Source organism: Dyadobacter diqingensis, assembly GCF_024220585.1.
GTDB lineage: Bacteria > Bacteroidota > Bacteroidia > Cytophagales > Spirosomataceae > Dyadobacter > Dyadobacter diqingensis.
This window is the reverse complement of the sequence record NZ_JAMXKF010000003.1, coordinates 536801-549341: the sequence shown is the minus strand read 5'-3', so window position 1 is coordinate 549341 and position 12541 is coordinate 536801. Positions and strand designations below refer to the sequence as shown.

General features: G+C 41.4%; 11 protein-coding genes. 10 read left to right on the top strand and 1 reads right to left on the bottom strand.

All coding sequences use genetic code 11. From position 1 onward, the window contains the following. The first annotated feature begins 353 nt into the window (after nt 1-353). Nucleotides 354-734: a helix-turn-helix domain-containing protein gene (locus M1L62_RS11510; protein WP_254413180.1), complete on the top strand. Its 381-nt coding sequence runs from the start codon at nt 354-356 to the stop codon at nt 732-734. A 66-nt stretch (nt 735-800) separates the two neighbouring features. Here M1L62_RS11510 and M1L62_RS11505 read toward each other — a convergent pair whose 3' ends face one another. Further along, nucleotides 801-1808 (bottom strand): YpdA family putative bacillithiol disulfide reductase, encoded by a 1008-nt coding sequence (locus M1L62_RS11505; protein ID WP_254413179.1) that lies wholly within the window; start codon nt 1806-1808, stop codon nt 801-803. 207 nt (nt 1809-2015) lie between these two features. Between M1L62_RS11505 and M1L62_RS11500 the strand changes: the two genes are divergently transcribed. The 9 genes from M1L62_RS11500 to M1L62_RS11460 all read left to right on the top strand — a co-directional run bounded on the left by M1L62_RS11500 (nt 2016) and on the right by M1L62_RS11460 (nt 12539). Continuing rightward, nucleotides 2016-3020 (top strand): aminodeoxychorismate synthase component I, encoded by a 1005-nt coding sequence (locus M1L62_RS11500; RefSeq protein WP_254413178.1) that lies wholly within the window; start codon nt 2016-2018, stop codon nt 3018-3020. Next, nucleotides 2998-3600 (top strand): aminotransferase class IV, encoded by a 603-nt coding sequence (locus M1L62_RS11495; protein ID WP_254413177.1) that lies wholly within the window; start codon nt 2998-3000, stop codon nt 3598-3600. The genes M1L62_RS11500 and M1L62_RS11495 overlap by 23 nt, the downstream gene beginning before the upstream one ends. A 41-nt stretch (nt 3601-3641) precedes the next feature. Next, nucleotides 3642-3869 (top strand): hypothetical protein, encoded by a 228-nt coding sequence (locus M1L62_RS11490; RefSeq protein WP_254413176.1) that lies wholly within the window; start codon nt 3642-3644, stop codon nt 3867-3869. Then, the gene (locus M1L62_RS11485) at nt 3860-4159 is read left to right on the top strand and encodes a type II toxin-antitoxin system RelE/ParE family toxin (RefSeq protein ID WP_254413175.1); all 300 of its coding nucleotides are present in this window, start codon (nt 3860-3862) and stop codon (nt 4157-4159) included. The genes M1L62_RS11490 and M1L62_RS11485 overlap by 10 nt, the downstream gene beginning before the upstream one ends. Before the next feature lie 98 nt (nt 4160-4257). Further along, entirely contained in the window at nt 4258-6753 is a 2496-nt protein-coding gene (gene priA, locus M1L62_RS11480) for a replication restart helicase PriA (protein ID WP_254413174.1), read from the top strand. A gap of 30 nt (nt 6754-6783) precedes the next feature. Further along, nucleotides 6784-8223, top strand: coding sequence for a pyruvate kinase (gene pyk / locus M1L62_RS11475; protein WP_254413173.1), 1440 nt, complete (start codon nt 6784-6786; stop codon nt 8221-8223). Between the two features lie 201 nt (nt 8224-8424). Further along, complete coding sequence (locus tag M1L62_RS11470) at nt 8425-8796, top strand: BlaI/MecI/CopY family transcriptional regulator (protein WP_254413172.1); 372 nt, start codon at nt 8425-8427, stop codon at nt 8794-8796. 245 nt (nt 8797-9041) lie between these two features. Further along, nucleotides 9042-10604, top strand: a complete 1563-nt coding sequence (locus tag M1L62_RS11465; RefSeq protein WP_254413171.1) for a M56 family metallopeptidase — start codon at nt 9042-9044, stop codon at nt 10602-10604. A 3-nt stretch (nt 10605-10607) separates the two neighbouring features. Next, nucleotides 10608-12539, top strand: coding sequence for a M56 family metallopeptidase (locus M1L62_RS11460; protein WP_254413170.1), 1932 nt, complete (start codon nt 10608-10610; stop codon nt 12537-12539). Nucleotides 12540-12541: the final 2 nt, after the last annotated feature.

Genomic DNA, 12541 nt, shown 5'->3' with positions numbered 1-12541 from the left:
GCCGAAGATGTTTCCAAAATAACGCCTCGATAAACTTATATAACAACCTACCTGTCAGGTATTTGAATAATTCATCGAAAAAATATTATTATTTTTCTTCCATTAGAAGAGGGCAAATGGAATATTTTTCGCTCTTACTATGTATGGGGAAAGAAATGAATAGATAACGATTAATCTATTTGTTGTATAAAACGCAGTATTTGTTCACAAAGCTCAATTCATAATAATCAAATACTTAAATAAAACAGGTCCGTTTTAAATTGTAATCAGCTTTTAAATATTCCGATAAAACACAGAAATTTTCACACAAGCATTATTATTTGGTCTATACACGTACTACCACAACATTAGCCATGGAAATAGGAACTTTATTAAGAAAATTGCGGGATAAGAAGCATTTATCTACACGTACTGTTGCAGAAAAAACAGGTGTCGGGCTAAGCACTTACTTATCCTGGGAACATGACAAGTCATCGCCTTCTCTAATAAACTATATAAAACTGGCAGAAGCTTTTGACATTGGTCCTGTTGAATTTATGTCCTTTCTGACAGGAAAAACCGTAAATGTGACATCCGCTCGTGAAACGGAAATTGAAGAATTAAAAGAAACGGTGCATAACCTTCGGCGATACACGGTGTTATTAGGAGATGAAAAAGAAATCATCAAGGATGAATTAAAGAAAATGATGGAGCTGATCAAACAAATCCAAAATTCTCCTCAAAAAGCATTCTGAAAGGGATTGATACATGACGAATGCACTAATGTGCGTAGACACCAGTGCATTCGTAATCATTGAAATCTATATCCTGTCAATCAACTCCTTCACCTTCCTGACTTCTCTTCCCATCAGATGATCGGCTATGGCTGCGGCATGTTCACGGCCGTTTTCGATGAAGATCTTTTCAGTAAAAACACCAGCCATGACGGTACCGCATAAATACAGTCCCGGAATATTGGTTTCAAAGGTATCAGGATCAAAGGTCGGTACTTTCGTTACCGGATCAAGTGCTACGCCGCAGCGGAAAAGCAAATGTTCATCCGGTAAATAACCCACCAATAAAAACACAAAATCAGCAGGTATCCATTCGGTTTCACCTGTTTCCGTGTTTTCGATCTGGATTCGTCCTGGCTCTATCGCTTTTGTGACACTATTAAATCTTGTATGGATTTTGCCTTCCTTCACACGGTTTTTCACGTCCGGCACAAGCCAGTATTTCACCTTTGTTCTAAAATCAGCTTCCTTGTGTACGATCGTAACATGAGCATCATGCCGGTATAATTCCAGCGCTGCCTCAACGGAAGAATTAGAACCTCCTACCAAAACAACATTGGTGTAGGAATATTGAAATGGTTCGTCGTAATAATGAGAAACGTGCGGCAGATCTTCACCCGGCACATTCAACATACGCGGCACATCAAAATACCCGGTTGCCAGCACCACATTACGGGATTGAAAGACCTGCCCATCGCTGGCATATACAAAGAAAGTACCATCCTCCTGCTTTTCCGTGCGTGTTACATCCACAAAAAGTTTAAAATTCAGATCATAATATCCGGCCACTTTCCTGTAATATTGAAGCGCTTCATTCCTGTTTGCTTTTACTTCCGAAATGGCAAACGGGATGCCTCCGATTTCAATGTTTTCAGCCGTTGAGAAAAAACGCATTCTTCTCGGATACCTCCGTATGGATTCTGTTATATTTCCCTTTTCAAGGATTAAATGATCAAGGCCATTTTTAGTCGCTTCAATGGCCATTGCCAGTCCGCAAGGGCCGCCGCCGATGATGATAACGTCATGTATATGCATAATTCTTTTTAACTAAATCTGATGTTTAAGCTTCAAAAGCCTCTTGGTTATAGGGAATAGTCAAAATTAAGACACAAATTCAGTAAATACTTCACTATTTTACGTATTCTGACTGTTCAGTCTTAACTGTTAATTTAAAACATTGGTTTCTGAACTTTGTAATTTGGCTGACTGTTAAAAAGCAGTGGTCAATCATTTCATTTCCCATTGATAAACGTAAGTCAAAATTTCTCAGAATGCCTCAATGACTGGGGGAAGCGGAAAATTCCGTTTGTCTTTCTTATTGACTTTCTAGCGCAAAAACCGGTCGCCTGGCGGCTGGATCAGATAAATCCTTCTGAGATATTATTTGATTTCAACGGATTCCGTAATGCAAAATCTGACGTAGCAGCCGATACTTTGCCCGATTTTTACTTTCATAAGGATCCTGTTTCATTTGAAGTTTACCAAAAAAAATTCGCGCATGTTGTCAGGAATCTCTGCGCGGGCAATTCCTTTTTAGTAAACCTTTCAGTTCCAACACCGATTGAAACCAATCTTGGGTTAAAAGATATTTTCCGGTTCAGCAATGCACCTTATCGTTTTTGGCTGAAAGACCAGTTCGTCTGTTTTTCTCCGGAGATTTTCATAAAAATTAATGGAAAACGAATCTCATCTTTCCCGATGAAAGGCACCATCGACGCCTCTTTCCCCAATGCCGAAAAAGTAATTCTTTCGGATCCAAAAGAAGCAGCCGAGCATGCGACAATCGTCGATTTAATCAGAAACGACATCAGTATCGTAGCAGACAAGGTGTGGGTGGAACGTTATCGATATATCGAACCGGTTAAAACCAATCAAAAAACATTGTTACAGGTCAGTTCAGAAATTGCCGGAATATTACCGGATAATTTTAATGGAGAATTTGGTGATTTGTTGCTCAAATTACTCCCTGCCGGTTCCATAAGCGGTGCGCCCAAACCCAGTACCCTGCAAATCATCCGGGAAGCGGAGGGTTATGAGCGCGGATATTATACGGGCGTAATGGGTTATTTTGATGGAGAAAACTTCGAAAGCGCGGTGATGATCCGGTATATTGAAAATCAGGATGGAAAACTTGTTTTCAAAAGCGGTGGCGGGATTACAGCCAAAAGTGATGCGCAAAGTGAATATCAGGAATTAATTGACAAAGTTTATTTACCCTTCGCCCATGTCGCAGCCCCTGTGCTTTGAGACGATCTGTGTTCAGAATCGCCAGTTGCTTAATCTTTCATACCACGAAAACCGGCTGAATAAAACCCGAAGAGATTTTTACGGCTTTGGTGATGTATGGAAACTTTCAGAATTAATTACAATTCCGGATTTTGTTACGGAGCAACCTCACAAATGCCGGTTGGCCTATGCTGAGCATGTAGATAATATCAAATGGGAACCTTATCATCCCCGGACCATTTCGAAAATACAGAAGGTTTATGATGATACTGTGGATTATGCCTACAAATACAATGACCGTAGTAATCTCAATTTTCTTTATGAGCAAAGAAAGGACGCTGACGAAATTCTGATCATCAAAAACGGCATGGTGACCGATACCAATTTTTGCAACGTTGCCTTTCAGCAAAACGGCAAATGGTACACACCAATCACACCATTGCTCCCGGGAACACAAAGAGCATTTTTACTGGATTCGGGGATTATTGAAGAAACCGCTATTTCAGAAAATGATATACAGAATTTCAGCCATATCCGTTTGTTTAACGCCATGGTCAGCTGGGAGAATTCACAGGCGATTGATGTTAAATTTATTCAATAATCTTAGCTTATTCTTCATCTATTAAACGTAAATTTGATACTATGGATATTCAGGCTGAAAAAATAGAACTGGCTAAAAGGCTGCTGGATACGGAAGATAAAAACATCATTGATGCGATAAAATCTGTATTTGAAAGTTTTGACTCCGAAGAATGGGGGGACCTCCCAGACAAAGTTATTACGGATGTAAAAGAATCTGTAAAACAAATAGATATGGGGCAAGGCATCCAACATGCACAAGCGAGAGAAACCTATAAGAAATGGCTTTAGACATTTTCTGGTCGCCGAAGGCATTAGAGAACTTTCATGACGTAATTTATTATCTGCAAGAAAACTGGACGGATGCTTTCGTAAGAGATTTTATCATAAAGACGGAGAAGATCATCGATCAAATTACAAGACATCCTCATACATTCCGCAGCGTTTCTTCCGGTAGTTCAATTCGGGAAGCAGTAATTACAAAACATAACCTTCTGTTATATAAAATCCATAAAAATCAGATTGTTTTACTTGCCGTTTTTGATACACGCCAGCATCCAAGAAAAAAGAAAATTCAATAGACGAACATTAGATAGATAACGTTCAAAAGGAGCATTAAGCCAATAAAATCGTAACTTGCCCCTCTTTTTAATAAACAAAATTTTTGCCTACTCAGCCAATGACCTCCCTTTTTGAGGACGAAATCACCTTATTTGCCGATCTGATCCTGCCGGTTCCTGTTCCCAGACTCTTTACATACAGAGTCCCGAGAAATATGTCGGAAATGATTAAGGTTGGTGCGCGGGTCATTGTACAATTTGGGAAAAACCGGGTTATTACCGCTGTCGTTGCCAATCTGCACGCGAATCCACCGACACAATACCAGGCCAAATACATCCTCGAATTACTGGACGACGAGCCGATTGTCACTACCCGTCAGCTAGAACTTTTCAACTGGATATCAGAATATTATCTATGCAATATCGGCGAAGTTCTGAACGTGGCTTTACCCGCCGGTCTGAAAATCACAAGCCAGTCGCGTATTCAGCATAACCCTGAATTTGACTACGAAGAGTTACTGACCGATCAGGAGCGGTTTATTCTGGATGAAATAAAAAAACATGCTACACTTTCCTATGAGGAAGTAGCAAGGATGGTCAACCAAACCAATATTACGGCGATCATAAAGTCGCTGGTTGGTAAACGCGCTGTTATTCTTTTTGAAGAAGTTAAGGAGAAATACAAACCGAAAATTGTAAAAAAAATACGCTTAACGACTGCCTTTACTTCGGAAAGCTCGTTAATGGCGCTTACAACTTCGCTTGATAAAACACCGAAGCAACAGGATATTCTGATGCGCTATCTGAGTCATGTTCCTGTTCATAACAATGCGGAATTGAATGTAAGAGGACTTGACAAGACGATTTTTTCGCAGGACAATGGTGTTTCTGATTCTGCGCTGCAAACCCTGATCAAAAAGGGAGTCTTTGAGCAGTTTGAAATCGTCGTTTCCCGCTTTGCAGATATTCCGCTTGGACAAACTGCCGAAATTAATTTAACGGAAAGCCAGCAGACCGCCTTCCGTCAAATCCACGACTCCTTTGCAGAAAAGGAAGTGGTATTGCTCCACGGCATCACGGGAAGCGGAAAAACAGAGGTATATATCGAGCTGATCAAACAGGCTTTGGATAGCGGCTCACAGGTATTATTCCTCCTGCCTGAAATTGCGCTAACCACTCAGATCGTTGTCCGGTTACGAAAAGTATTCGGCGACCAGATGGGAATATACCACTCCAAATTTTCAGATAATGAACGGGTTGAAGTCTGGAAAGGCATTCTGGATGGAAAATTTCAATTTGTTGTAGGTGTCCGTTCTGCAATCTTTTTACCTTTTGACAATCTTGGGCTGATCATCGTAGATGAAGAACACGAAACATCCTACAAGCAGCATGACCCAGCACCGCGATACAACGCCCGCGATGTCGCAGTGATCATGGCTTATATGCACAAGGCAAAAACTTTGCTGGGGTCCGCCACACCCTCACTGGAAAGTTATTTCCATGCAAGGAGCGGAAGATATGGCCTGGTTGAAATGAACCAGCGCTTTGGAAATGCTGCCCTGCCAACTTTTCTTTTGGTTGATACAAAAAAAGAGAAAAAGCAACGCACGATGAAAAATGAATTTTCATCCGTGTTACTCCAGCATCTTGAAACCAATTTGAACAATAAGGAACAAACCATTCTGTTCCAGAACCGGCGGGGTTATTCTCCGTACATGCAATGTGAAGAATGCAGCTGGATTTCGGAGTGCGCCAATTGTGACGTGAGCCTGACTTATCATATGAAAGTCCGGGAGCTTCGCTGCCATTATTGCGGCCATAAAGAAGAGGTCCCCAGAACTTGTCCGGCTTGTGGTTCAACAAAGGTGAAAACCATTGGTTATGGTACCGAAAAAATCGAGGAAGAACTAGGTTTACTCTTGCCGGCTGCGCGGGTGCAACGCATGGATCTCGACACAACCCGTGCAAAAAATGCATATCAGCAAATTATTCAGGAATTTGAAGAAGGCGGAACAGATATACTGGTGGGTACCCAAATGGTCAGCAAAGGCCTCGATTTTGATAATGTAAGTATGGTTGGAATTTTTGATGCCGACCGCATTATCCATTTCCCCGAATTCAGGGCATCCGAACGTGCGTTTCAGATGTTAACCCAAGTTAGCGGCCGGGCTGGGAGAAGGGCAGACAAACCGGGAAAGGTATTGATTCAGACAGCAAATCCTTCACAGAAAATCCTAGAAAGAATTATACAAAACGACTATGTCGGCATGTATGAAGCAGAAATCCTGGAACGCCAACAGTTTCATTATCCACCATTTACCAGGCTGATAAAGATCACCGTCAAACACGTTGATGAAGGTACATCAAAACGTGCAGCCACAGTTTTAGCCGAAAAATTAACAGTCAATTTAGGCAAAAGCCGGGTTCTCGGACCAGAGCCTCCGCTGGTGGAAAGAGTAAGAAATCAGTTTTTGTTCGACATTCTCATTAAACTTGAACGAGAAAAGATTAATTTTAAGGCGGCAAAGTCGTTTATACAAGAAAAAGTCATCGATATTCTAACCGATAAAACCATAAAAGGCGTCCATGTCGTGATAGACGTGGATTGTGTTTAAGTAAATTCATATCATACTGCAATTAACTCTATGTCTTCCAAGAAAACCAAAATCGTTGCTACCGTAGGCCCAACATCAGAAACAAAAGAAATGCTTCATTCCCTGGCAGTTGCCGGCGTTAACGTATTTCGTCTTAATTTTTCTCATGGTACGCACGCAGACCACCTGGCCAGGCTTACTACCATTCGTGAAATCAATGAAGAATTCGGATTGAACCTTGCTATTTTACAGGATTTACAAGGACCAAAAATCCGTATCGGGCTCGTAGCTGAAAAAGATGGTGTGTTGATCGAGGCTGGAAACAAGCTTATTCTTTCTAATACAGAAGTATTGGGAACGGCTGAAAAAGTAAGTACTCCTTATGACGGAATGTATAATGACGTTAAAATCGGAGACCGCATTTTGATGGATGATGGAAAACTTGAAGTGCTGGTAACAGGAATTGACGGAAGCGACGTAATCACACAAGTGGTTTACGGCGGTTTGCTGAAATCTAAAAAAGGTGTGAACCTTCCGAATACCCGCGTTTCTATGCCTTCTGTAACACAAAAAGATTACGAAGATTTAGATTTCGGACTGGAACATGATGTGGAATGGGTAGCGCTTTCATTTGTGCGTACCGCGTCTGAAGTGTTGAAAGTAAAGGAATATATCGCCAACAAAGGCAAATTCGCCCGTTTGGTAGCTAAAATTGAAAAACCTGAGGCAATCGCAAACATCGACGAAATCATCGAAGCTGCTGATGCTATCATGGTTGCCCGTGGTGATTTGGGTGTTGAACTTCCGGCAGAAGAAGTTCCGATGATCCAGAAAATGATCGTTGAGAAATGTAACAAAGCAGGCAAACCGGTTATCGTTGCAACGCAGATGTTGGAAAGTATGATCGAAAGCCCACGTGCAACACGCGCAGAGCTTAATGATGTTGCGAACTCGGTTCTTGATGGTGCTGATGCCGTGATGTTAAGTGCTGAAACAGCTTCCGGAAAATATCCATTGCTGGCGGTTGAAAGCATGAGCCGTACGATTGAAAAGGTTGAAGAAAATACAAACAACGTATATTTCAAATACCACGCATTTGTAAACGAAAAACCAGGTCAGGATAAATTGAATGACAATGTTGTGATGAGCGCATGTCGTTTGGCACGTGATACCAATGCAACGGCTATTATCGGTATCACACGTTCTGGATATACTTCTTTCCGTTTGTCTCACCACCGTCCAAAAGCGAACTTATTGATTTTCACATCTAATAAGGTGTTGATGAATACATTGGCGCTATATTGGGGAACAAAAGTATTCTATTACGATAAAGATCAGGGTGTGTCAACAGATGATCTTATCGAAGACATCAAACTTTTCCTTATCGAAAAAGGCGAATTGAAAAAAGGCGATGTGTTTATCAATACATTGAGCATGCCGGTTTCAAAACAACGCAAAACAAATACAGTGAAGTTGAGCGTAGTAGAATAAGCTATTTTCATCCGTATTAATGGAAGCGGCAGGGAAACTCCCCTGCCGCTTTTTTGTTGGTTAAGCCAGCTTTATTCTGTTTATTTAAAAATATCTTACGTTTTTTTTGTTATAACTAATAAAATAGTTGTAAAACTAATTGAATAGTATTAACTTTGAACATCATCATTTAAACTCCTATAAATACAACAATATATTCCTATGGAAATTCGGACACTAACCCGCGCAGAAGAAGAGATCATGCGAATACTCTGGCAATTAAAAAAGGCCTTTGTAAAAGACATACTGGCAGAAATGCCTGAGCCAAAACCGGCATACAATACGGTATCAACCATTATCCGTATTCTGGAAAAGAAAGAAGTGGTGGGTTATACGGCTTACGGAAAAACACATGAATACTACCCGCTGATTACGGAGGAAGAGTATAAACGTTACGAAATGCAGCAGCTGATGACCAATTATTTTGATAACTCGCTGCCAAATCTGGTTTCATTTTTCGTGAAAGACAATGACCTGAAAACGAAAGACCTGGATGAGATCATGAAACTGATCAACGATCACAAAAACGAATAACAGCGTGCTATTAGCCATGGAAATGCTGAATTGAAATAATAGTAAACCTTCCTGTAAGATTTTGCCCATAAACCGGGACGCTTACACAATACCCCCTTGTCTTTAAAAGAGATACTTTCTTTTCTCTTTACCCGATTTTTTGCTTTTGCCAAACACCCGATACAGATCAACAAAATTCAATAAAAAATTGAAAATGAATTGATTAGCAAAATGTAAAACCTAACCTTAAAAACCATCCGTTAGCCATGGAACTCCTGATCTATATCGGAAAAGTAAGTTTATATTGGACGCTTTTCTACGCTTGTTATTGGTTATTTCTTCGTCAGCATACTTTTTTTACATGGAACCGGTTTTACCTGATGGGTGCATTGCTCTTATCGTTAGCCCTCCCCTTTCTGATTTACCCGGCATCTGCGCCTAAAATTCCGGTCATTTATGAAATCAGTGCAGAAACGTTTACCGTATCCGGAAATCAGACTGAACAATATGATCTTTTTACCTGGATACACCTGCTGTGGCTGATTTATGCCTGCGGCGCTTCCCTGATGTTGTTCCGGTTGTTTAAAAACATCCGACAATTAAACGTTTTTTTACAAAACGGCGAGGAAATTGAACTGGAAGATTGCACCGTTATCCTCATCGATTCAAACCAAATAGGTTCTTTCTCCTTCCTGCATTGGATCGTTGTTAACCGTAATGATTATGAAAATCATTTTGACGCGATCCTGCGGCACGAAATGGTGCACATGCAGCAGCGGCACAGCCTCGATATACTGCTGGTTGAGCTCATGAAAGTTGTTTTCTGGTTCAATCCGATCTTAACGATTTATAAAAAATCATTGCAGGAAATCCACGAATTTTTGGCGGATGCGGAAGCTCCGAACAGAGAAAACTATGCCACTTTCCTGGTGTCCTATGCACTCAATGCACCCGTGGCTTCTCTTACCAATCATTTTTTTAAACCATCTCAAATTAAAACCAGAATTCAGATGATCTATAAAAATCGCACTTCGAAATGGATGCTTGGCTCCTACCTGTTTGCTTTTGCTACGATTAGTATGGTCGCATTATTTGTGGCTGGCTGTGATCAAAAAAATAATGACTTGTCTGAGACGGTAGACAAGCTGTCTGGACAACAAAAGACAGAGAAAAAGCCGGTGGATTTGACAGGAAAGAAAATTTACACGGTTGTTGAGGAGCAACCCAACTTCCCGGGTGGTGTTAAGGCGATGTATAAATTTCTTGGGGATCATATTGAATATCCCAAAGCTGCCGCAGACGCCAATGTTCAGGGACGGGTTTTTCTTTCTTTTGTGGTAACAGAAACCGGCGAAATGACAGACATAACCGTATTAAAGGGAATCGGATTCGGATGTGATGCGGAAGCGGTGCGCGTGTTATCTGCCTTCCCAAAATGGGAGCCTGCCAAACAGAATGGCGTCCCTGTGAATGCGAGGTATAACCTGCCGATAAACTTCCAACTTGAAGAATCTGAGCCGGAAAATAGCAATAAAACCTCTCTGATCGACCGACAGTTCAAAAATCAGGATGGCTCTAAAACGACACTGACAACCAGAGGAACGATTGTAGAAGAATCCTCGGAAAACAGTAAGCCATCCGTTCGCATTACCGGCACCCATCCTTTGTATGTAATCGACGGAAAAATTGAAAAAGATCCGGATATCTTAAAGAAAATAAACCCTGAAAACATTCTTTCTGTCAATATATTAAAGGATCAAAAGGCGATTGAGGCCTATGGCGAAGACGGACGCAGCGGTGTAATTTCTGTGACTACTAAAAAAATCTGATTTATGGAGACACTGATTTACCTTGGAAAAGTAAATGTTTACTGGATATTATTTTACGCCTGCTACTGGCTGCTGTTTCGTAAACATACCTTTTTCGTCTGGAACCGTTTTTACCTTTTGGGCTCATTGCTTCTTTCTTTTGCATTGCCATTAATCCATTTTCCGGATAACGCCCGTGTCTTGCCAACAGCTGTATATGCCGTTTCTGCTATCCCGATTTATGTGTCCACACCGGAATCAACAAAACTTGCGCTGCACTGGACACAGTTTGTATGGGCAGTTCAGATTATAGGTGCCGCGCTGATGCTGGTCAAATTGCTGGAAGGTTTCAGAGATTTATTCAGACTGATCGGGCAGGGAGACACAATTCCGATGGAAGATCATACGCTGGTGTTGCTGCCTCATAACGAAATCGGCTCATTTTCTTTTTTGAAATGGCTGGTGATTAACCGGGCAGATTACGAAAAACATTTCGACCCGATTCTCCGCCACGAGGCCGTGCATATCCGTCAGTTACACAGTCTGGATATCCTGTTTGCTGAATTCCTGAAAATATTTTTCTGGTTCAATCCGGTGATCTGGCTTTACAAACATTCGTTGCAGGAAGTTCATGAATTCCTGGCCGACGAAGAAGCCCCAAACCGTGACCATTATGCCAATTTCCTGGTTTCCTATGCACTTTCAGCTCCTATTGCTTCTTTGACCAACCACTTTTTCAATTCGTCGATGTTAAAAAAACGCATTATCATGATCTATAAAAACCGCAATTCCGACTGGGCCCTTGGCAAATATCTTTTGATTCTCCCGTTGATCGGACTGGTCGTGATGTTAACAGGCGCGCGTGAACGGTTATTGAATGCAATTGAAAGAAAAGATTATAAAATCGTTTCTGCTAGAAATATTCCTGTTGAAGGAACCGTCAGCGACGAAAACGGGAAGGCAGTCAAAGGTGCTTCGGTGGTTGTAAAAGGTACTACAAAAGGTACCTCAACAGACCAGAATGGCAAATTTAAGTTTTCCGATGTTGCCATTGGAAGTATGTTGATCATTTCACACATTAACTTTGAAACTTTTGCTATTGAAGTCAATGGCAGTGCTTCGCTGGATGAGATCGTGTTGCGTAAAAAAGACAATATGCTCTCGGAAGTTACCGTTCAGGGTTATGTTCGCAAAAAAGCTACGCCCGAAACGGAAAGTCAAAACGGAAAATTTACCGTGGTGGAGCAGGAACCGCAATTTCCCGGAGGGATTGAAGGCCTGGGTAAATTCCTCTCGTCAACGATCGTTTATCCGTCAGAAGCAGCCAAGGATAATGTGCAGGGAAAAGTATTCGTTTCTTTCACCGTTAATGAAAGTGGTTTTGTCCGTGATCCGCATATCATCAAAGGCATAGGTGCCGGTCTTGATGAAGAAGCATTGAGAGTGGTTTTGAAAATGCCGCGTTGGGAGCCGGGAAAACAGGGAGGAGAGGCAGTGGCGGTGCAATATAGTTTGCCAATCAATTTTCAGATGACATCCGATACCGAAAAAACACCTGCAAAGTTTTACAATTATTCTACCCCTGCAAACAATCAAGGATTTAACCAGACACAGGACTTTAAACCCGGTCAGGGAAAAGCCGTTGGTTTGGGTGCAGAAACCATTTCCAGTGGAGGACAATATGCGTCGTCCTACAAAGCACCTCCTATGGGTGACGCTCAAAGTTTACAGTCTGTTGCCGGAACAAAGATTTCAATCAGAAGAACTGAAAACCTGACCGCTTTCAATAAGCCATTGGTGGTGTTAGACGGCAAAATCGACGAAAATGTCAGTCTTGATAAAATAGATGCCGACAAGATCGAATCAATCGATGTTTTAAAAGGAGCCGCAGCTACATCGATTTATGGCCTAAAAGGTACAAACGGCGTGATCATCATTAAATCCAAAAAGAAATAACG